Below are 22,274 nucleotides of genomic sequence, written 5' to 3'. Positions count from 1 at the left end.
TTTTGCCCCTTACTGTTCAGTATCAATCCATCGATAACCTATTCCATACACGGTTTTTAAATGATGATCAATAGGAAAATTTGCTTTTCGCAATTTATCACGTAAATTACGAATATGTGAATCGACTGTGCGATCTTCTGTATTTGTGTTTAATCCCCAAATTCGTTCGATGAGCTGATCACGGTTTAATACGTAGTTCACATGGCGTAAAAATAATCCGAGTAAAGAAAATTCAATTGGTGTGAGAAGGAGTTCTTCATTATGGACAGAAACGAAGTGTTTTGTTTCATCCCATACAATACCGTGATATTGGATTTGTTTATGTTCATTTGTACGTCTTAAAACGGCTTCAATTCTTGCGAAAAGTTCTTCTTCATGGAAAGGTTTCGTTACGTAATCATCGGCTCCAATTTTTAATCCTTGAACGACATCTACTGTTTGATCACGAGCTGTAACCATAATAATAGGAATGTTACTAAAAGATCGGATTTTTTTGCACGTTTCCCATCCGTCCATCTTTGGCATCATAATATCGAGTAAAACAAATTTAAAGTTTCGATTTTCTATATGTAAAATAGCTTCTTCTCCTGAAGTCGCACATACGCAGTTATATCCAATTGGTGTAAGATAAAGCGTTAATAATTCAAGCATTCTCGGTTCATCGTCTACGAGCAGTATATCAATCATAGAGAGCCCTCCATATTTATAATCGTTACTTAAAGTGTAATGCAAAATCATGAAGAAATGGTGCAGATTATGATGTGTCTGCATAATTTCTTCAGAATTGCTTGTTATTGTGGAGTTGAAATTACATTTTAGGTAATCATATTGGCTCAAAAATGATTAATACGGAGGCGGTATAGTGAAAAAAATGACCCGAATTTTTGGGATAACAATAATTACAGCAGTTGGTCTTGCTGCATGCGGACAAACGAATACAGACCATAAAAACCATGAATCTACAAAAGAGAAGAAAACAGAACAAAAGGAAATGAAAATGAATCAGGAGGTAACGGCGCCAAAAGAAATGAACCAAGGTGCATCTAATGATTTATTAACGACAAGTTTAAAAAATGTAACGAGATTAAACACAAATGATCCTTCGCAAATGGCAGTATTAACTTCGCAAACGATATGGCCAGCAACTCATAAGGAGAACCAGCCAGGTGCTGTTATTTTAGTACCAGCAAGCGAGTGGCAATTAGGTATTGCGAGTGCAGATCTTATTCATCATCCGAATAACGGGCCGATTTTATTTATAGAAAAAGAAAAGATACCGGAAATGACGTTAAAAGAAATAAAACGATTAAATCCAATCGGAACGAAAGATGGAACACAAATTATGGTGATGGGAGATGTAGGTACTAGCGCGCTTGAACAATTAAAAGGTTATAAAGTAAAACAAATAAAAGAAACGGACCCAGCTATATTTGCGAAGGATGTTGATAAGGAGTATGCCGATATAACAGGAAGCTACCCAAATAGTGTTATTATCGGTTCGTCTGCAGAAGAAGGACGTTTATATACAACCCCCGCTGTAAATTGGATTTCTCATATGCCGGAACCACTACTCTATACAGAAAAGAATAAAGTGCCAGAAGCGACAATAGAGGCACTAAAAATGAGAAAAGATAAAGCAAATATATATGTATTAGGGCCAGAAAAAATTGTTTCAAAAGAAGTAGAAAAAGAGCTAAGCAAATACGGGAAAGTAACGCGTATTAGTGGAGAGACCCCTACAGAAAACTCGATTGCGTTCGCTAAATTTAAAGATGAAAAAACAAAATTTGGCTGGGGATTCACAAAACCTGGTCACGGTTTATCATTTGTTTCAAGTAAAACACCAGATTTAGCAGTTGCTGGGGCACCTTTTTCACATATGGGTAAACATGCACCTGTTGTATTATTAGAAGAAGGTAAAGCTTCACAACCAGTGTATGACTTCCTTGCAAGCATTCAGCCGAAGTTTAAAGATGATCCAACACTTGGACCATATAATCACGGTTTCTTATTAGGAAGTACGAGTGATATTTCATTTGAAACACAAGGAATACTAGATGAGAGGTTAGAAATTGTTCAGGAAAGTGGTCAAGGACACGGTGGACATTAATGAAATGAAAAAAGATGCTACTAAGGTAGTGTCTTTTTCTTTAGGAAACTTTTACATAGCAAAAAATCTTCTACTCGTTATATAATAGCTTTCGTGCAGTCGGCTAGATTTTCTTATGGAGAAAATCAAATTATAAAGGAGTAGAGGAGTGGTATTTTGTTTCAAACGATAAAAAATGACTGGTTTTCTAATGTGAGAGGGGACGTGTTATCAGGAATTGTCGTTGCTTTAGCGTTAATCCCTGAAGCGATAGCCTTCTCTGTTATTGCAGGCGTGGATCCGACAGTTGGACTATACGCAGCCTTTTGTATTGCAGTTACCATTTCATTTGTTGGCGGGAGAACTGGAATGATTTCAGCTGCAACAGGTGCAATGGCATTATTAATGGTAACGCTTGTTAAAGATCATGGTTTGCAATATTTATTTGCTACAACAATATTAACAGGTATTGTCCAAATTATTTTTGGCGTGTTCAAACTGAGCTCATTTATGAAGTTTGTTCCGAAATCTGTTATGAGTGGTTTTTTAAATTCACTTGGAATTTTAGTTTTTACAGCGCAATTGCCACATTTTAAAAATGCAACTTGGCAAATGTATGCACTCGTTGTATTAGGACTTGCAATTATATATTTATTTCCACGTATTACAACGGTTGTACCTTCTACGCTTATTTCAATTATTATTGTGACGAGTATTGCACTTATGAGCGGATTACAGTTGAAAACAGTAGGAGATATGGGAAGCCTGCCGAAAGAATTACCGTTCTTTAGTATTCCTGACGTGCCTTTTACACTTGAGACATTAGGGATTATTTTACCGTATGCAGTTATGCTTGCAATTATCGGTTTACTAGAATCATTATTAACAGCTTCAGTTTTAGATGATATGACGCATACGGAAAGTAATAAGCATAAAGAGGCACGCGGACAAGGGATCGCAAACATTGTTGCTGGTTTCTTCGGAGGAATGGCAGGTTGTGCAATGATCGGTCAATCTGTTATTAATATTAAATCAGGTGGACGAGGTCGCCTATCAACATTTGTAGCGGGCGGATTTTTAATCGTATTACTATTCGTTTTAGGAGATTATGTCGTTCATATTCCGATGGCAGCTTTAGTTGCAGTTATGATTATGGTTTCAATCGGAACGTTTGATTGGAACTCTGTAACAACAATTCATAAAGTACCAAAAGGAAACTCATTTGTTATGATCGTAACAGTTGTGATTGTCCTAATTACACATAATTTAGCATTAGGTGTAATTATCGGAACAGTAATTAGTGCGGTTTTATTTGCATTCAATATGGCAAAGATTCACGTGAAACATTTATATATTGAAAATAAGAAAATATACGAAATTCACGGTCAACTTTTCTTTGCATCTACAGCCGATTTCATAACTAATTTTTCATTTAATGAAGATGTAAAAGAAATTGAAATGAATTTTACTCATGCGCACGTATGGGATGATTCAGCAGTGGCATCAATTGATAAAGTTATCATGAAGTATGAACAAAGTGGTGTGAAAGTAAGTATAACAGGATTAAATGAACGTAGCTCAAAACTTGTTGCAAATTTAGCTACTTATAATAAAAGAATTGCTAGTTAAAAGCCTCCTTTTTAGGGGGCTTTATTATATAATACGAGTAGGATAACGAAAAGGGGATTCAGCATATGTACAAACAAATTATATTAGCATGTGACGGTTCTGAACATGCACTTCGAGCAGCGGAACATGCAACATATATTGCAAAATGTAGCGAAGAAACAAATGTTGAAGTTGTGTACGTAGTAGATAATAGAACGGCAAAATCAGATATTATACAAGGTCAAACAGATTTAGAAACAATATCAGCTAGTCGAAAAGATAAATTAAAAGAGATTGAAGGTTTATTAAAGAAAGAGAACATTTCTTATACAATTACGATATTACATGGTGATCCTGGAGATACAATTGTTCAATATGTAAATACAGGAGATATAGATCTTGTCATTGCTGGAAGTAGAGGGCTCAATACACTGCAAGAAATGGTGCTGGGAAGTGTAAGTCATAAAATAGCAAAGCGTGTGAAATGTCCAGTGATGATTGTAAAATGAAATAGAATGTAACGAAGATCTTAGTATAACTGAGGTCTTTTTTTATGTATAAATGACTCTTATTTGTGGAAATACTAGATATATAAGTTGAAAAGATGTTAACTTACAAATTTGTAAGTTAGTTGTTAGAGAAATCGATGTTATGAAATTTTTCCCATTGGTAAAATAAAAGTATCAAAGGGGAGATAGGGAGGATGGAAGCAATGAAATCATTTCAAAATTTGTCATATAGCCAAGGTGTCAGTCTTATTTGTTTAGGGGGATTTGCTGCATCTGTTACGTTAGCTGTTTTAATAAAGGTGTTTCATCAAATCTTTTAATCTTATAGTAGGGAAGGAATTGGTTGTTATCATTAGTAGGAACAGCAATGAAAATAAAAAATAGCTCTTAGCATGTATGTAAATGCTAAGAGCTATTTTTATGGTTGTTATATATTATTTAAGCTTGTTTTGATTTTACTGACCCTGTATTTAAAGTAAGAGCAAGGAAGAACATTGCAAGTACGCAAGATGCAAGTAATAAGATGAATCCGCCATCCCATCCGAATGCATCTACGATAAAGCCCATAGCTGCACTAGCGAAAGCTGCTCCGCCTAAGTAACCGAAGAATCCAGTTAAGCCTGCTGCAGTTCCAGCAGCTTTCTTTGGTGCTAAATCTAGAGCGTGTAGACCAATTAACATAACCGGTCCGTAAATTAAAAATCCAATTGCGACAAGTGCGATACTATCAACCATTGGATTACCAGGAGGGTTTAACCAGTAAACAAGAACTGCGATAAATACACCAACCATAAATAAAATACCAGCAGGTGCACGACGTCCTTTAAATAGTTTATCACTCATCCATCCGCAAAGAAGTGTACCTGGAATACCAGCCCATTCATATAGAGCGTAAGCAGTACGTGAGCTACTATGAGTAAAGCTTTTTTCTTCTACTAAATAAGTAGGAGCCCAGTCTACAACGCCGTAACGTACGAAATATACGAAAACGTTCGCAATAGCGATGTACCATAAAAACTTATTGTTTAATACGTATTTAAATAAAATTTCCTTTACTGAAAGCTCGCGTTCGCGATCTTTTACTTTTTCATCTGGTGGATATTCCCCAGTATGTTCTTCAATAGAAGGTAGTCCGCAAGATTGAGGCGTATCTTTCATCGTAATTAATACATAAATACCAACTAAAATTGAAAGAATACCTGGGAAGTAAAAAATACTTTTCCAGTCATCTGCGAAGAAGTATAAGCCTAATGTTACAAGGGAAGGCATAAGCGCTCCGCCAACATTATGAGCGACGTTCCAAATGGACATTTTTGTACCACGTTCGCTAATAGAGAACCAGTGAACCATCGTACGACCACAAGGAGGCCATCCCATACCTTGTACCCATCCATTTAAAAACTGAAGTACAAACATAAGTATAATGCTCGTTGTAATGAAAGAAAATGAGCCGAAAATAATATTAATGATACCTGATAAAAATAGCCCAGCTGCTAAAAAGTAGCGAGGATTACAACGATCGGATACGATACCCATAAGAAATTTACTTAATCCGTAAGCAATAGAAACTGCTGAAAGGATAACCCCAAGTTCCCCTTTACTAAAGCCTTGCTCGATTAAGTATGGCATTGCTAGTGAAAAGTTTTTTCGAACAAAGTAGTAACCTGCATAACCGATGAAGATACCTAAGAATACTTGTAAACGTAATTTACGGTATTCGCTATCAACGCGATCAGCTGGTAAGCGTTCCGCGTGGGGCGCAGGTTTAAATAATTGTGTGAAAAACATAAAATGAAAATCCTCCCCTAATTAATTCGAAGCGTTTTAAGACAGAGAACATAAAAAGGCCATGAAATATAAAAAAGTTTCCTTTTTTATGATTCATAGCCGTGTACTCCGTTTCTCCGTGACTGTCAATATTAACTTCGTCGAAAATTATACAACTTTGTGACAAAAATGTAAACGTTTTTATGAATAAAAGTATTGACGGATTTTATTCGTGGGATTAATATTTAAATACATTAAATATTTTATTGTTTAAATAAGAGGTGGATAACATGCCAAATGATATGACGCATATCGATAAAATTCAAGCTCTTGCCTTTTCGATTGGAAAGAAAATGCAAACGGAGTTATTAGAACAAATGCAAGCGACAGGACTTACACCACCGCAGTTTTATATTTTAAAGATTCTAGATCATTATGGGGCTTCAAGAGCGACAACATTAGCGAAAAAGATGTATGTGAAGCCTAGCGCGATTACAGTGATGATTGATCGTCTAATCGATCAAGAACTTGTAGAACGCTATCACGACAAAGATGACCGTCGCGTTGTCATCATCGAGTTAACGAAAAAGGGGAAAGCTAGAGTAGAAGAGGCAATGACAGCTCGTAACGAGCATATTGCAAAATACTTTTCACATTTAGAGTTGCAAGAAAGAGAAGATTTATTACGTCTCTTTGAGAAGTTAGAAACCATTATTTGCGGGACACAAGAGAAAAAAGAGAATAACTAAGAGGAATTGAGGAGATTACATGGAGCAACAAGAAAATCAAAATAGAAAGTTGTTGTTAATCGGTTTAATTATCGCGATGCTATTTGCTGCATTAGATGGAACAATTGTCGGTACAGCAATGCCACGTATCGTCGGTGACCTAGGTGGATTAAGCTTAATGACATGGTTAACAACAGCTTATATGTTAACATCAACGACAGTTGTACCAATTGCAGGTAAATTAGCTGATTTACTTGGTCGTCGTAACGTATATATAACAGGGCTAGTTATTTTCATGATTGGTTCGGCGTTATGTGGTATGGCAAATGGTATGACAGAATTAATTATTTTCCGTGGTATTCAAGGTCTTGGTGGCGGTATTATGATGCCAATGGCTATGATTATTATTGGAGATATGTTCACGGGAAAAGAACGTGCGAAATGGCAAGGTATTTTTGGGGCGTTATACGGCCTTGCTTCTGTAATTGGACCACAAGTTGGTGGTTGGATTGTAGATGCAGTGAACTGGAGATGGGTATTCTACATTAACTTACCGGTTGGTATTTTAGCAACAATCTTTATTGCAATGGGATTAAAATCACATAAACAAACAGGACCAATTAAAATTGATATCGCTGGAATCTTTACGATGATTCTCGGTGTTGTAAGTTTATTACTTGCGCTAACGTTTGGCGGAAAAGATTATGCATGGGATTCTTGGCAAATTATCGGTTTATTTGCACTAGCTGTAATTGGTATCGTTAGCTTTGTTATCGTTGAAACGAAAGCTGAAGAGCCAATTTTACCAATGCACTTCTTTAAAAATCGCACATTTACAATACTGAATGCGATTGGATTCTTTATGAGTATTGGAATGTTCGGTGCGATTATGTTCGTACCATTCTTCATGCAAGGGATTGTAGGAGTAAGTGCTGCTGAATCAGGAACAATTATGACTCCAATGATGATTACAATGATTGTGATGAGTATTATCGGTGGGCAACTTGTATTAAAAGTTGGTGTAAAACCACAAATTATCGCAGGTATGCTTATTATGGCCGGTGGTTTCTGGTTATTAACAACGATGGATATGCACACAACGAAGCTTACAGCTACTTCTTATATGATGGTTATCGGTTTAGGAATGGGTCTTGTAATGCCTACATTAACATTAGCGTTACAAGAAAGCTTCCCGAAAAAAGACCTTGGTGTCGTAACGTCATCAAGTCAATTCTTCCGACAAATCGGTGGTACATTTGGTATTACAATTTTAGGGTCAATTATGAATAACACTTCAGGTACGACATTAACAAAAAATTTAGTACCTGTATTAGATACATTCCCGAAAGAAGCGGGACAAATGGTAACGAAATTTAAAGATATGATTCACACAGATCCACAAGGTTTATATTCAATGCTATTTAGCCCAGAGGCATTAAAACAAATGCCAGAAGCGTTCGCTAACAGCATTGTACCTATTTTGAAAAACTCTTTAGTAGACTCGCTTCATACTGTATTCTTAACAGGATTAGTATTTATCGTAGTAGGTGCCATCTTTACGATTTTCTTACAAAAAATTAAATTATCAGATCGTAAAAAAGATGCTAAAGAGCCTGTTGTAGAAGAAAAAGAAAAAACTGTATCATACTCGTAATGAAGAAGCATCGCCTTATGGCGGTGCTTTTTTGAGTATAACCTTAAAAGCTTTTTAGTGAGAAATGATTGACGTATTTTTAGAAATACGTTATATTATTTTCTGTAAACGGTTACATGAAATGAGGAGAAAAGAGAATGAGTACGATCAAAGACGTTGCGAAATTAGCGGGAGTATCTGTTGCGACCGTTTCCAGAGTTCTAAATAAAAATGGATATGTTCACGAAGATACATTAAAAAAGGTAGAACGTGCAATTGAGATGTTAGATTATAAGCCTAGTACAGTAGCGCGTTCACTGTATAATAAAAAGTCTCGTTTAATTGGCTTAGTTGTTCCAAATATCGTGAATCCATTCTTTCCGGAAGTTGCACGTGCCGTAGAAGATGTAGCACATAAACAAGGTTACACAGTTGTCCTTTGTAACTCTGATGAAAGTTTAGAAAAAGAGAAACAATATATTGATGTACTTAGACAAAATAATGTAGATGGATTTATTGTAGCAACGAATCCACAAAATAGTGTTAATTACATGAATTTATCTGTTCCAGTTGTTGCGATTGACCGTATGTTTAATGAGCGTATTCCTACTGTATATGCAGATAACTATGCAGGAAGTCAGGCTGCGACAAAGTTGTTACTAGATAAAGGATGTAAACATATTGCACATATTCGCGGTCCACGTGATGTGAGTACTGCAAATGAACGTTTTGAAGGTTTTGTAGACGTTATTACGCAAAATAATCTTTCATATATGATTGCAGAGAGTACGTTTGATCCAGCAAATAGTGAGCGTGTAGCGATGGAATTATTAGAAGAATACCCGCATATTGATGGTATTGTCGCTGGGAATGATTTAATTGCGATCGGTATTGTAAAGGCGGCACTTCAAAAGGGGATTGCCATTCCAGATGATTTACAAATTATCGGATTTGATGGCATTTCTTTAACGGAAATGATGTATCCATCTATTACGACAGTTGCACAACCGATATATGAAATGGGGAAAATTGCAACAGAGTTGTTGTTAGAGCAAATGGAAGGAAATACATTAGAAGAGAAACATTATCGTTTGCCGATTGAAATTATAGAACGAAATACAACGAAGTAAGGAGATGAAACAGATGCCAAATATTGCAGTAGTAGGAAGCATTTCAATGGACTTAGTGGCTGTTTCAAAAAAACGCCCGAAAGCAGGAGAAACAGTAATTGGTGAAGCGTTTCATACAATCCCAGGAGGGAAAGGGGCAAACCAAGCAGTTGCTGCAGCTAGGTTAGGAGCAAATGTAGCAATGGTTGGAGCGGTAGGAAATGATGATTATGGAACAGTAGTTAGAAAAAATCTAGAGAACGAACGCATTTTTATCGATTATGTGGTACCGGTTACAGATGGAACGACAGGAATTGCTCATATCGTTTTAGCAGAAGAAGATAACAGTATTGTTGTCGTACAAGGGGCAAATGCTCTTGTAAATAAGTCAGTTGTAGATCGCTCCAAAGACCTTCTTGTAAAAGCGGATATGGTTGTTCTTCAACTAGAAATTCCACTTGAAACAGTAAAATATGTATTGGCTATTTGTGAGGAACATAATATTCCTGTTATGTTAAATCCAGCGCCAGCACAAGTTTTATCAGAAGACATTTTAGAAAAGGCAACTTATATTACGCCAAATGAACATGAGTGCCGCATCGTATTAGATGATTTTACATCACCAATTGAAGATTTATTGGCGAAGTATCCCAATAAATTATTGATGACAGAAGGTTCTAACGGTGTTCGTTTCCATAATGGCACGGAGATTGTACATGTTCCTAGCATTGCTGTTGATGTAGTGGATACAACTGGAGCTGGTGATACATTTAATGGTGCGTTAGCAGTTGCACTTTCTGAAGGAGAGACACTTCAAAAAGCAATTCGTTTCGCGAATATTGCCGGTGGTCTTTCTGTAACGAAACTTGGAGCACAGGGCGGTATGCCAACGAGAGATCGAGTACGTGAAGTGCAGGTGATTGTTGGATGAAAAAGCATGGTGTATTAAATAGTGAAATCGCGGCAGTCCTTGCTTCACTTGGGCATACAGATACGGTTGTAATTGCTGATTGCGGGTTACCGATTCCGGATGGAGTAAAACGAATTGATTTAGCTGTTGAGATTGGAAAACCGAGTTTTTTAGAAGTGTTACAAGTTGTAGCTGATGATATGGTAATCGAAAAAGTGACGTTAGCAGAAGAAGTCATTATAAATAATGCGGCAGTAAATAAAGAGATCGAGCAGAAATTAACAGAGCCAGCATTTGAGTATGTATCTCATGAGCAATTTAAAGAGCATACAAAGAAAGCGAAGGCGATTATTCGTACAGGCGAGGCTACGCCTTATGCAAATGTAATTTTACATGCAGGCGTGATTTTTTAATAAAGGGAAGTGATGGGAATGCATATTGAAATGAAAAACATTTCAAAGGCGTTCAATGGAAATCCTGTTCTGAAGAATGCACAGTTTATGATTGAAACAGGAGAAGTCCATGCATTGATGGGGGAAAATGGAGCGGGTAAATCAACGCTCATGAAGATTTTAACAGGTGTATACAAAAAAGATGGTGGGACAATCACAATTGATGGGCAAGAGCGCACCTTTAAAAATGCGAAAGAAGCTGAAGAGTACGGCATCGCATTTATACATCAAGAACTAAACATATTGCCGAATTTAACAGTAGCTGAAAATATGTTTCTCGGTAAAGAGTTAATGTATGGGAAAACAGGTATTTTACGCACTCGACAAATGAACGCGATTGCGCAGCAGCAACTAGCGGAGTTAGGGTTGCATGTAAGAGGCGCTATGTTAGCAGAGGAATTATCGGTTGGACAACAGCAAATTATCGAAATTGCGAAAGCATTAATGACAAACGCGAGCGTTATTATTATGGATGAACCTACTGCGGCACTGACGGATCGTGAAATCGAAACGCTCTTTACAGTAATCAATAAGTTACGTAAAGAAGGTGTTTCATTCGTGTACATTTCGCATCGTATGGAAGAGATTTTCTCAATATGTGATGCTATTACGATTTTGCGTGATGGAGAATACGTGGGAAAGAGATTAATTCCAGAAACATCATTTGATGAAGTAGTGAGTATGATGGTGGGGCGCAGCATTGGTGAACGTTACCCAGAGCGAAATAGTCAAATTGGTGATGTCATTTTTGAAATGCGTAACGGAACGAAGAAAGGGAAATTTGAAAATGTTTCGTTTCAAGTGAGGAAAGGTGAAATCCTTGGTGTAGCTGGTTTGATGGGGGCTGGTCGCACTGATATTATGAAAGCGATATTTGGTTATGAACCTTTAGACTCTGGACAAATTTTTATAAATGGACAAGAAGTAAAGATTGATAGTCCAATAGATGCAATTAGACAAAGAATTGCTTTCATTACAGAAGATAGAAAGTCTGAAGGATTAGTGTTAGATTTTTCAATTCGAGAAAATTTAGCTTTACCGAATTTAGAAAGTCTTTCAAAGGGAAGTGTTCTAAGCAACGAGCTAGAACAACAGTTTACAGAGGATATGATGAAGCTTCTTAATGTGAAAGCATCTAGCGGAGAGCAGGCAGTGAAATCTCTTTCTGGTGGAAATCAGCAAAAGATTGTAATCGCAAAATGGTTAGGCATTCATCCGCAATTACTCATTTTAGATGAGCCAACAAGGGGTGTTGATGTTGGAGCGAAAAAAGAAATTTACTCTATTATGAATAAGCTTACAGAGCAAGGCGATGCCGTTATTATGGTATCATCTGAGCTTCCGGAAGTTTTAGGGATGAGTGATCGAGTTCTTGTTATTCATGAAGGAAAAGTCGGCGGAGTTTTAGGGAAAGATGAGGCATCACAAGAGTCTATTATGGCACTAGCTACAGGGGGAGAGTAAGGATGGCTAAGAAGGGGAATGTATTACAACAACTTGGTTCTTTAATCGGTTTAGTATTAATTATCGTCGTAATTACAGCTTTAAATCCAGCGTTTATTGAAATTCCAAATTTATTTAATATACTGCGTCAAGTATCGATTAATGCGCTTATTGCATTCGGAATGACCTTCGTAATTTTAACAGGGGGTATTGACTTATCGGTAGGTTCTATTTTAGCATTATCAAGTGCACTTGTAGCTGGAATGATGGCAAGTGGCATGGATCCGTTCCTTGCAATGGCAGTTGGACTATTAGCAGGTCTTGTAATGGGAATTGTAAACGGTATCATCATTGCGAAAGGAAAAGTAGCTCCATTTATTGCAACTTTAGCAACAATGACTATTTTTCGTGGGTTGACGCTTGTTTATATGGACGGACGTCCGATCACTGGTCTTGGTGATCATTTAATGTTCCAAATGTTTGGCCGTGGTTATTTTCTTGGTATTCCGGTACCCGCTGTTACAATGATGATCGCTTTCGCAGTACTGTACTTCATTTTGAAGAAAACGACATTTGGTCGCCGTACATTTGCAATTGGTGGAAATGAAGAAGCAGCAGCACTATCAGGTATTAATGTTACGAGAATTAAAGTAATGATTTACGGTCTTTCCGGAATTTTGGCAGCGCTTGCAGGTATTGTCTTAACATCACGATTAGATTCTGCACAGCCGACTGCAGGTACTTCTTACGAATTAGATGCAATTGCAGCAGTTGTATTAGGTGGAACAAGTCTTTCTGGGGGAAGAGGATGGATTGTTGGTACATTCATCGGTGTACTTATTATTGGTGTACTAAATAACGGTTTAAATTTATTAGGTGTATCTTCTTTCTTCCAACAAGTTGTAAAAGGACTTGTAATCTTACTAGCTGTATTAATTGATCGCAGAAAAGAAGCGTAATGGAGGGACAGTTCATGAAGAAATGGTTACTTATACTCGTTGCATGTATTATGGTCGTTACTGCTGGTTGTTCAATGGAACCACCAGAATGGGCAAAGGATTCTAGCGATAAAGGTCGAAATAAAACTATTAAAGTTGGATTCTCTGTTTCAACTTTAAATAATCCCTTCTTTGTAACTTTGAAAAAGGGTGCAGAAAAGAAGGCGAAAGAAAGCGGCATTGAATTGATTGCTGTTGATGCACAAAATGATGCAGCAAAGCAAACGAACGATGTTGAAGATTTAATTCAAAAAGGTGTCGATGTAGTTGTTATTAACCCGACCGATTCAGATGCTGTTGCTTCAGCGGTAAGTGCTGCAAATGCAGCGAACGTTCCTGTTATTACAGTAGACCGCGTTGCAAATTCAGGTAAGGTTGTTTCTCACATTGCCTCTAATAATATTGAAGGTGGTCAAATGGCTAGTGATTACATTCGTGAATTAGTCGGCGAAGGAGCAAACGTTGCTGAGTTAGAAGGAATCCCTGGATCCTCTGCCGCTCGTGAACGTGGGAAAGGATTCCATAACGTAGCCGATAAGTCTTTAAAAGTAGTTGCAAAACAAGCGGCTGATTTTGATAGGGCGAAAGGATTATCTGTTATGGAAAACATTTTGCAAGCAAATAGCGATATTAAAGCCGTGTTTGCTCATAACGACGAGATGGCATTAGGTGCACTTGAAGCGTTGAAGTCTGCTGGAAAAACAGATGTAGTAGTTGTTGGATTTGATGCAACAGAAGATGCTGTGAAAGCGGTTAACGATGGGCGTATGGCTGCAACAGTCGCTCAAAAACCAGAATTAATCGGAGAGAAGGCGATGCAAACAGCAAAAGAGATAACACAAGGTAAAAAAGTGGACAAATCTATTCCGATTGAATTAGAGCTTATTAAGAAAAAAAAATAAATATAAAATGAAAATTAGGAAGGAAGAATAACAAATGAAATTCTTTATTGATACAGCAAACATTAACGAAATTAAAGAGGCAAATGCATTAGGCGTATTAGCTGGAGTAACGACAAATCCATCACTTGTAGCAAAAGAAGGCGTAGATTTTCACGAGCGCATTCGTGAAATTTGCAACGTTGTAGAAGGTCCTGTAAGTGCAGAAGTAATTAGCTTAGAAGCTGATAAAATGATTGAAGAAGGAAAAGAATTAGCGAAAATTGCTCCAAACGTTGTTGTAAAAGTTCCAATGACAACAGAAGGTTTAAAAGCAGTAAAAGCATTCTCTGACTTAGGAATTCGTACAAACGTTACATTAGTATTCTCAGCAGTTCAAGCGTTACTTGCAGCTCGTGCTGGTGCAACATACGTTTCACCATTCTTAGGTCGCTTAGACGATATCGGTCATAACGGTATGGACTTAATTCGTCAAATCGCAGAAATCTTTGCGATTCATGGCATCGAAACAGAAATCATTGCAGCATCTGTACGTCACAGTGTTCACGTAACTGACGCAGCATTAAACGGTGCACATATTGCAACAATCCCAGCAAACGTAATTGCTTCATTAGTGAAGCACCCATTAACAGATCAAGGAATTGAGAAATTCTTAGCTGATTGGGAAAAAACACAAGAGAAATAATAGAAAAGCAAGAATCCTAGTTTAATTGACTAGGATTCTTTTTTATTTAAAAGAATTTTCATGCAATTTTGCATATTGTCTTTTAAATTTGTTATATAAGATATTTAATATATATCACATAACTCTTTATTTTTCATATTTCGATATAAAGTGAAACTTTAATCAGTGGGGACTTTGTTCATCCCCACACTGATTATTAATTGAACCAAGGGATAAAAAGATAGAGGGTCTGACCAGAAAACTGGAGGGCATGATTCTATAACAGAAAGCTTAACGTTTATAGAATTATGCCTTTTTATATAGGGAGGGTAGTAAACGGGGATTTCGACAAAAATGTACTTATTTATCTGAATTTTAAGTTTTATAAAAGGAGAGAAATGGAATGAGAAGAAAAGCGCCATTTAAAGTGTTATCGTCATTAGCAATTGCGGCAATTATCGGATGCACATCTGTAATGAGTGCTCCATTAACATACGCAGAAACGCCAGCAAAAGAGAAAGATAATGTATCTACAACACCAATTGATTACAATTTAATTCAAGAAGATCGTTTAGCGGAAGCACTGAAAGAAAGAGGAACAATTAATCCAGCATCTTCTAAAGAAGAGACGAAAAAAGCTGTCGAGCAATATATTGAAAAGAAACAAGGAGATCAGGCGAATAAAGAAATTCTTCCAGATGCTCACTCACAAGAAACGTCTGATTTCACAAAAAAAGTAAAAGAGAAAAAGATGGAAGAAAAGGAAAATGTAAAAAAGGCTGAAAAAAATGTTAGCCTTGAGCAAAAGCCAGAACCAAATAAAAAGCAATTGAATGGGCAAGTTCCAACTTCAAAAGCAAAGCAAGCTCCATATAAGGGATCTGTTCGATCGGATAAAGTATTAGTGTTACTCGTTGAATTTAGTGATTATAAACATAATAATATTGATCAAACACCAGGTTATATGTATTCGAAAGACTTTAGTAGAGAACATTATCAAAAGATGTTGTTCGGTAATGAGCCGTATACTTTATTTGATGGTTCAAAAGTAAAAACGTTTAAACAATACTATGAAGAGCAGTCTGGTGGTAGTTATACGACAGATGGATATGTAACGGAGTGGCTAACTGTTCCAGGAAAAGCATCTGATTATGGAGCTGATGGTAGCAGTGGTCACGATAATAAAGGTCCAAAGGGTGCACGTGATTTAGTGAAAGAAGCTTTGCATGCAGCTGCTGAGAAAGGACTAGATTTATCCCAGTTTGATCAATTTGATAGATATGATACAAACGGGGACGGGAATCAAAATGAACCTGACGGTGTAATTGATCATTTAATGGTAATCCATGCTGGTGTTGGTCAAGAAGCTGGTGGCGGTAAATTAGGTGATGATGCGATCTGGTCACATCGTTCAAAATTAGCAGTAGATCCAGTAGCGATTGAAGGTACGAAATCAAAGGTAGATTACTTTGGTGGTAAAGTAGCAGCACATGATTACACAATTGAACCAGAAGATGGAGCTGTAGGTGTGTTTGCACATGAATTTGGACATGATCTTGGATTACCAGATGAATATGACACGAAATATACTGGAAATGGTTCACCAGTCGAAGCTTGGTCATTAATGAGTGGAGGTAGTTGGACAGGGAAAATCGCAGGAACAGAGCCGACTAGTTTTTCACCACAAAATAAAGATTTCTTACAAAAGAATATGGGTGGCAACTGGGCAAAAATATTAGAAGTAGATTACGATAAAATTAAGAGTGGTGTGGGAGTTCCTACCTATATTGATCAAAGTGTTACGAAATCAAATCGTCCAGGCGTTGTACGTGTTAACTTACCAGGTAAAAGTGTTGAAACGATTAAACCGGAGTTTGGAAAGCATGCATATTATAGTACAAGAGGCGATGATATGCATACAACGTTAGAGACACCATTCTTTGATTTAACGAAAGGAACAAATGCAAAATTCGATTATAAAGCAAATTATGAGTTAGAAGCAGAGTGCGATTTCGTCGAAGTACATGCAGTAACAGAAGATGGAACGAAAACATTAATTGATAGACTTGGGGAAAAAGTAGTCCAAGGAGATAAAGATACAACAGATGGGAAATGGATTGATAAATCATATGATTTAAGTCAATTTAAAGGCAAAAAAGTGAAACTACAATTCGACTATATTACAGATCCGGCTGTAACATATAAAGGTTTTGCGATGGACAATGTAAATGTAACTGTTGATGGACAAGTTGTATTTTCTGATGATGTAGAAGGACAGTCTAAAATGAATTTAAATGGTTTTGTTGTTTCTGATGGGACAGAGAAGAAAGCTCATTATTACTACTTAGAGTGGAGAAACTATGCGGGATCAGATAATGGTTTAAAAGCAGGAAAAGGTCCAGTGTATAATACAGGCCTTGTCGTTTGGTATGCAGATGATAGTTTCAAAGATAACTGGGTTGGGATGCATCCAGGTGAAGGATTCCTGGGTGTTGTAGATTCTCATCCAGAAGCGCTAGTTGGTAATTTAAACGGAAAACCAGCATACGGTAATACGGGCATGCAAATTGCAGATGCTGCATTTTCATTTGATAAAACACCAGCATGGAGTGTAAATTCATTAACACGTGGTCAGTTTAACTATTCTGGATTACAAGGTGTTACAACTTTTGATGATTCAAAAGTATATAGTAACAAGCAAATTGCAGACGCAGGAAGAAAAGTTCCAAACCTTGGACTTAAATTCCAAGTTGTTGGACAGGCAGAAGATAAATCGGCAGGCGCTGTTTGGATTAAACGTTAATAACATAAAAGCACATTCTTCATATGAAGAGTGTGCTTTTTGATTTGTACAGTAAGTTATTATTTTAGTTTATCCCGCATTAACGGTCAGTAAGATCCCCACCTCAAAATTCAGTGGAAGTAAAGAAGTTAGTTGGGAGATCAACTGCCCGTAAAAGCCCGATTGGTTCAACTAATAATCAGTGGGGAGGAACCAAACCCCCACTGATTAAAGTTTCACTTTATGTAATACAAGTGTTTATTCATGTGTACTGTATCAAATTATGTGGGGAAAGGAAATATTTCCGAGGAAATTGTCGAAGTATCGTCAGTATTTATAAACTTTCTGTTTAAAAGAAGAGATGTATTATTGCCTCTACGGCTCAATTTATTTACATTGTTATTTGGTTATACACAAAAGTAATATATTGGGCAAAAAGAGTTCTATTCGATAGGGATCTTTGGTTTTGTATTTGATATACAAATATTAACCTCAATTGTTTGGAAATGTATCTTCTTGTTTAGCGTCATTTGGACTTTAACTACAGTTTTTGTTTTTCGTTTATATGAAGAAGGAGATGAGCGGTTACCTTTTATATTTAAATTAATTGGCATTATTCCAACGCTTCCATTATATTACGAGTTATATCAATATGCATTAAAAAAAAGACAACGATGGATTATCCCATCATTGTCTTTTTTACTTTGCTTCTTACATAAATCATCCCAGCAAATGTTAATAAAAATGCTGTCCCGATAATGAAGCTGACGCTAGGTGATGCTCCGATTGCGCCGACTGTAAAGGAGCCAGCAACAACTCCTAATGAGAAGAAGGCATAAAATAATCCGAATGCCTTTCCGCGATTATCGTCTGTAGTATTTTCAACGAGTAAAGCGTTAATAGATGGAAAGAGGATTGCGAATCCAATTCCATAAATCATCATTACGATAAAGAGCATACCTTTTGTAGCAAATAATCCGAGTAAAGATAATGCGAATGCCATAACTGCAATTCCGATTAGCATTAGTTTCGAACGATTAAATCGATCATAAATACGATTTGTTGGAAGTAAGAAGAAGAGGATAGCAGTTATACCAAATACACTTAACATCATGCCTGTTGTGGATGCTTTAAGCGCTAATGCCTCAACTTTTACTGGTAACATGTAAGTGACAATTCCTTGTGAAAACATTAATGTGAAAGCACCAATATATGCTTGTAATAACGGTTCTGATTTTAAAAGTTCAACCATATCTTCTTTGTTCATCATTTGTGTTCTTGATGTATCTTTTCTTGATACGTTATTTGGTAAGAAGAATAGAGATACGATCGTACCAAGAGCCATTAAAATAGAAATAGTAATGAAGACCCATTCTACGCCAGCTGTTGCTTTCATAATACCGCTGAAAGCAGGTCCTACGATTGCGGCTGTTCCAACAGCAGCACCAGATAGAGCCATTGCTTTTCCTTGTCTTTTTGCATTTGTTTGTTTTGATAAAAATGTAAAGGCAGCAGGAATTAAAAAGCCATCACTAAATCCATGCATAAAGCGCACAACTAATAGTTGTTCACCACTTTGAACAACGGTGTATAACAAGACTATGAAACTCGTAATTCCCATGCTTATATAAAGGATTTTTTTTGCACCAAATTTATCGACAGCGGCTCCAGCAATAATATTACCGATCATATTAGCGAATGAGTACATACCGACAACTAGCCCGATAATAAGAGGAGTTCCTCCAAGGCTTTGAGCGAAAGTACTCATAATAGGTAATTGTGAAAATGTATCTAAAAATGCCACGATAACGATAAAGTAAATAAAATATTTCAAGCGATATTCACCTCTCCTATGCTATTATGGCACAATGCTAATTTCACCTGCAATGAAATTGAATTAACAGATGTGGAAAAAAGTACAAAGTGACAAAATATTGAACGTTATTTGTAAAAAATTAGTGGGAATGTGATTGTTTTTTTGAAATATATGGATAGAAGTATTATAATAGAATTGTAAACTTCACCAGGTTAAGTATATACATAGAGAGGGATGTATAAAATGAAAGCACTACTTTGGCATAATCAACGTGATGTACGAGTAGAAGAAGTACCAGAACCAACAGTAAAACCAGGAACAGTGAAAATCAAAGTTAAATGGTGTGGTATTTGTGGGACAGACTTGCATGAATATTTAGCAGGGCCTATTTTTATTCCAACAGAAGAACATCCATTAACACATGTGAAAGCACCTGTTATTTTAGGTCATGAGTTTAGTGGTGAGGTAATAGAGATTGGTGAAGGAGTTACATCTCATAAAGTGGGAGACCGCGTTGTTGTAGAGCCAATTTATTCTTGTGGTAAATGTGAAGCTTGTAAACATGGACATTACAATGTTTGTGAACAACTTGTTTTCCACGGTCTTGGCGGAGAAGGCGGCGGTTTCTCTGAATATACAGTAGTACCAGAAGATATGGTTCATCACATTCCAGATGAAATGACGTATGAACAAGGTGCGCTTGTAGAACCAGCAGCAGTAGCAGTTCATGCAGTACGTCAAAGTAAATTAAAAGAAGGGGAAGCTGTAGCGGTATTTGGTTGCGGTCCAATTGGACTTCTTGTTATCCAAGCAGCTAAAGCAGCAGGAGCAACTCCTGTTATTGCAGTTGAACTTTCTAAAGAACGTCAAGAGTTAGCGAAATTAGCAGGTGCGGATTATGTATTAAATCCAGCAACTCAAGATGTGTTAGCTGAAATTCGTAACTTAACAAATGGTTTAGGGGTAAATGTTAGCTTTGAAGTAACAGGTGTTGAAGTTGTACTACGTCAAGCGATTGAAAGTACAAGCTTTGAAGGACAAACTGTAATTGTTAGTGTATGGGAAAAAGACGCAACAATTACTCCAAATAATTTAGTATTAAAAGAAAAAGAAGTTATTGGTATTTTAGGATACCGTCACATCTTCCCAGCCGTTATTAAATTAATTAGCTCTGGTCAAATTCAAGCAGAGAAATTAATTACGAAAAAAATTACAGTCGATCAAGTTGTTGAAGAAGGATTTGAAGCACTGGTAAAAGATAAAACACAAGTGAAAATTCTTGTTTCACCTAAATAAGATAGAATCGAATAAAGTAGCCCTTTTCTAGAAATAGAAGAGGGCTACTTTTTTTCTATACTGAAAGGTGATAGACTTTCCTTTGACTCAATGTATTTTTGTTTGGAAGGGAGAATCTAATGCTTTCATTTTTGTTAACTTTAAAGCGAATGTTAAGAGCCTGTTTACGAGCGTGGAAAGATAAAGAATTTCAAGTATTATTTGTATTAACAATTCTGACTTTAATATCGGGTACGATTTTTTATAGTACAGTTGAAGGATTACGTCCTATTGACGCTTTATATTTTAGTGTGGTCACGTTGACGACTGTCGGTGATGGGAATTTTAGTCCGCAAACTGATTTCGGAAAGATATTTACAATCTTATACATATTTATTGGGATTGGACTAGTGTTTGGATTTATTCATAAGTTAGCAGTTAATGTACAATTGCCAAGTATATTATCGAATAGAAAAAAAGAGTAAAGCATTCAGATGCTTTACTTTTTTTTTACATTAGTTTAGACAAGCCTTAATAATAGTTTATTAAAATGAAAGTGTATTCATTCATTATATTCACTGTGTATAAAGTTATAATGATATGAACATTTGCATATTTTAATTTAGTGATAGAAATTTCGTGAAAGGTGGGATATTCTAGTCATAGGTTAACCGGACGACATCATAGGATCCTAACAAAATGTTTACAATAATTCAATTATAAAATGGAGGATTTTATATGAAAAAGAAAGTACTTGCTTTAGCAGCAGCTATTACATTAGTTGCTCCATTACAAAGTGTTGCATTTGCTCATGAAAATGATGGGGCACAGAGATTTGGAGTTATTCCGCGCTGGTCTGCTGAAGATAAACATAAAGAAGGCGTGAATTCTCATTTATGGATTGTAAACCGTGCAATTGATATTATGTCTCGTAATACAACACTTGTAAAACAAGATCGAGTTGCACTATTAAATGAATGGCGTACGGAGTTAGAGAACGGTATTTATGCTGCTGACTATGAAAATCCTTATTATGATAATAGCACATTTGCTTCACATTTCTATGACCCTGACAATGGGAAAACTTATATTCCGTATGCAAAGCAAGCAAAGGAAACAGGAGCTAAATATTTTAAATTAGCTGGTGAGTCTTATAAAAATAAAGATATGAAACAAGCGTTCTTCTATTTAGGATTATCTCTTCATTATTTAGGGGATGTAAACCAACCGATGCATGCGGCAAACTTTACGAATCTATCGTATCCACAAGGATTCCATTCTAAATATGAAAACTTTGTAGATACGATAAAAGATAATTATAAAGTAACGGATGGAAATGGATATTGGAACTGGAAAGGTACGAATCCAGAAGATTGGATTCATGGAGCAGCAGTAGTTGCGAAACAAGATTACGCTGGCATTGTAAATGATAATACGAAAGATTGGTTCGTGAGAGCTGCTGTATCACAAGAATATGCAGATAAATGGCGCGCTGAAGTTACACCAATGACAGGTAAGCGTTTAATGGATGCACAACGTGTTACTGCTGGATATATTCAGCTTTGGTTTGATACGTACGGAAATCGTTAAGT

The 22,274-nt window shown here is 36.5% G+C and carries 20 protein-coding genes and 1 pseudogene; 18 read left to right on the top strand and 3 right to left on the bottom strand.

Going from position 1 to position 22,274, the window contains the following annotated elements; translation table 11 throughout:
- Nucleotides 1-9: 9 nt before the first annotated feature.
- Nucleotides 10-687 (bottom strand): response regulator transcription factor, encoded by a 678-nt coding sequence (locus ACTFRU_RS25350; RefSeq protein ID WP_006918011.1) that lies wholly within the window; start codon nucleotides 685-687, stop codon nucleotides 10-12.
- A gap of 175 nt (nucleotides 688-862) precedes the next feature.
- Here ACTFRU_RS25350 and ACTFRU_RS25345 point away from each other — a divergent pair, with 175 nt between their 5' ends.
- The 4 genes from ACTFRU_RS25345 to ACTFRU_RS25330 all read left to right on the top strand — a co-directional run bounded on the left by ACTFRU_RS25345 (nucleotide 863) and on the right by ACTFRU_RS25330 (nucleotide 4,526).
- A complete protein-coding gene (locus ACTFRU_RS25345; RefSeq protein ID WP_006918012.1) occupies nucleotides 863-2,110 on the top strand; it encodes a hypothetical protein in 1,248 nt (415 codons plus the stop codon).
- Between the two features lie 156 nt (nucleotides 2,111-2,266).
- A complete protein-coding gene (locus tag ACTFRU_RS25340) occupies nucleotides 2,267-3,718 on the top strand; it encodes a SulP family inorganic anion transporter (protein WP_000487920.1) in 1,452 nt (483 codons plus the stop codon).
- Nucleotides 3,719-3,783: 65 nt separating this feature from the next.
- On the top strand, nucleotides 3,784-4,206 hold the full coding sequence (locus ACTFRU_RS25335) for a universal stress protein (RefSeq protein WP_000277999.1): 423 nt from the start codon (nucleotides 3,784-3,786) through the stop codon (nucleotides 4,204-4,206).
- A 203-nt stretch (nucleotides 4,207-4,409) separates the two neighbouring features.
- A complete protein-coding gene (locus ACTFRU_RS25330; protein WP_000834733.1) occupies nucleotides 4,410-4,526 on the top strand; it encodes a DUF4027 family protein in 117 nt (38 codons plus the stop codon).
- Between the two features lie 118 nt (nucleotides 4,527-4,644).
- Here ACTFRU_RS25330 and glpT read toward each other — a convergent pair whose 3' ends face one another.
- Nucleotides 4,645-5,994 carry a glycerol-3-phosphate transporter gene (gene glpT / locus ACTFRU_RS25325; protein ID WP_000466385.1) on the bottom strand — a complete coding sequence of 450 codons (1,350 nt, stop codon included), beginning with the start codon at nucleotides 5,992-5,994 and terminating at the stop codon, nucleotides 4,645-4,647.
- 269 nt (nucleotides 5,995-6,263) lie between these two features.
- Here glpT and ACTFRU_RS25320 point away from each other — a divergent pair, with 269 nt between their 5' ends.
- The 11 genes and pseudogenes from ACTFRU_RS25320 to ACTFRU_RS25270 all read left to right on the top strand — a co-directional run.
- Nucleotides 6,264-6,722 carry a MarR family winged helix-turn-helix transcriptional regulator gene (locus ACTFRU_RS25320; protein ID WP_001132365.1) on the top strand — a complete coding sequence of 153 codons (459 nt, stop codon included), beginning with the start codon at nucleotides 6,264-6,266 and terminating at the stop codon, nucleotides 6,720-6,722.
- Between the two features lie 19 nt (nucleotides 6,723-6,741).
- Complete coding sequence (locus ACTFRU_RS25315; RefSeq protein WP_000437641.1) at nucleotides 6,742-8,355, top strand: MDR family MFS transporter; 1,614 nt, start codon at nucleotides 6,742-6,744, stop codon at nucleotides 8,353-8,355.
- A gap of 137 nt (nucleotides 8,356-8,492) precedes the next feature.
- On the top strand, nucleotides 8,493-9,464 hold the full coding sequence (gene rbsR, locus ACTFRU_RS25310) for a ribose operon transcriptional repressor RbsR (protein WP_000104047.1): 972 nt from the start codon (nucleotides 8,493-8,495) through the stop codon (nucleotides 9,462-9,464).
- A gap of 13 nt (nucleotides 9,465-9,477) precedes the next feature.
- On the top strand, nucleotides 9,478-10,374 hold the full coding sequence (gene rbsK / locus ACTFRU_RS25305) for a ribokinase (protein WP_001132860.1): 897 nt from the start codon (nucleotides 9,478-9,480) through the stop codon (nucleotides 10,372-10,374).
- Nucleotides 10,371-10,766 (top strand): D-ribose pyranase, encoded by a 396-nt coding sequence (gene rbsD, locus ACTFRU_RS25300; protein ID WP_086412264.1) that lies wholly within the window; start codon nucleotides 10,371-10,373, stop codon nucleotides 10,764-10,766. The genes rbsK and rbsD overlap by 4 nt, the downstream gene beginning before the upstream one ends.
- Nucleotides 10,767-10,784: 18 nt before the next feature.
- The gene (gene rbsA / locus ACTFRU_RS25295) at nucleotides 10,785-12,269 is read left to right on the top strand and encodes a ribose ABC transporter ATP-binding protein RbsA (RefSeq protein ID WP_006918021.1); all 1,485 of its coding nucleotides are present in this window, start codon (nucleotides 10,785-10,787) and stop codon (nucleotides 12,267-12,269) included.
- 2 nt (nucleotides 12,270-12,271) lie between these two features.
- Nucleotides 12,272-13,207, top strand: a complete 936-nt coding sequence (locus tag ACTFRU_RS25290; RefSeq protein WP_001074641.1) for an ABC transporter permease subunit — start codon at nucleotides 12,272-12,274, stop codon at nucleotides 13,205-13,207.
- Nucleotides 13,208-13,221: 14 nt separating this feature from the next.
- Nucleotides 13,222-14,148, top strand: a complete 927-nt coding sequence (rbsB, locus tag ACTFRU_RS25285; RefSeq protein ID WP_000758998.1) for a ribose ABC transporter substrate-binding protein RbsB — start codon at nucleotides 13,222-13,224, stop codon at nucleotides 14,146-14,148.
- Between the two features lie 34 nt (nucleotides 14,149-14,182).
- Nucleotides 14,183-14,830: a fructose-6-phosphate aldolase gene (fsa, locus tag ACTFRU_RS25280; protein WP_000667661.1), complete on the top strand. Its 648-nt coding sequence runs from the start codon at nucleotides 14,183-14,185 to the stop codon at nucleotides 14,828-14,830.
- A gap of 382 nt (nucleotides 14,831-15,212) precedes the next feature.
- Entirely contained in the window at nucleotides 15,213-17,612 is a 2,400-nt protein-coding gene (gene inhA2, locus ACTFRU_RS25275; RefSeq protein WP_001252990.1) for a M6 family metalloprotease immune inhibitor InhA2, read from the top strand.
- 429 nt (nucleotides 17,613-18,041) lie between these two features.
- Nucleotides 18,042-18,350: pseudogene (locus ACTFRU_RS25270) on the top strand (hypothetical protein); the annotation flags it as partial.
- Here ACTFRU_RS25270 and ACTFRU_RS25265 read toward each other — a convergent pair.
- Entirely contained in the window at nucleotides 18,271-19,425 is a 1,155-nt protein-coding gene (locus ACTFRU_RS25265; protein ID WP_000873272.1) for an MFS transporter, read from the bottom strand. The pseudogene ACTFRU_RS25270 and the gene ACTFRU_RS25265 sit on opposite strands and share 80 nt — an antisense overlap.
- A 225-nt stretch (nucleotides 19,426-19,650) precedes the next feature.
- Here ACTFRU_RS25265 and bdhA point away from each other — a divergent pair, with 225 nt between their 5' ends.
- From bdhA to cerA, 3 genes are all read left to right on the top strand, one after another.
- Nucleotides 19,651-20,703 carry a (R,R)-butanediol dehydrogenase gene (gene bdhA, locus ACTFRU_RS25260; protein ID WP_000645827.1) on the top strand — a complete coding sequence of 351 codons (1,053 nt, stop codon included), beginning with the start codon at nucleotides 19,651-19,653 and terminating at the stop codon, nucleotides 20,701-20,703.
- A gap of 119 nt (nucleotides 20,704-20,822) precedes the next feature.
- On the top strand, nucleotides 20,823-21,167 hold the full coding sequence (locus ACTFRU_RS25255) for a potassium channel family protein (protein ID WP_000948210.1): 345 nt from the start codon (nucleotides 20,823-20,825) through the stop codon (nucleotides 21,165-21,167).
- 253 nt (nucleotides 21,168-21,420) lie between these two features.
- Nucleotides 21,421-22,272, top strand: coding sequence for a phospholipase CerA (gene cerA / locus ACTFRU_RS25250; RefSeq protein ID WP_000730995.1), 852 nt, complete (start codon nucleotides 21,421-21,423; stop codon nucleotides 22,270-22,272).
- The last annotated feature ends 2 nt before the right edge of the window (nucleotides 22,273-22,274 follow it).

Origin of the sequence: Bacillus cereus group sp. MYBK220-1 (assembly GCF_051916445.1) — a bacterium.
GTDB classification, from domain to species: domain Bacteria; phylum Bacillota; class Bacilli; order Bacillales; family Bacillaceae_G; genus Bacillus_A; species Bacillus_A cereus.
Note: the sequence above shows the minus strand (reverse complement) of the source record. Positions and strands in the feature narration are given on the sequence as shown.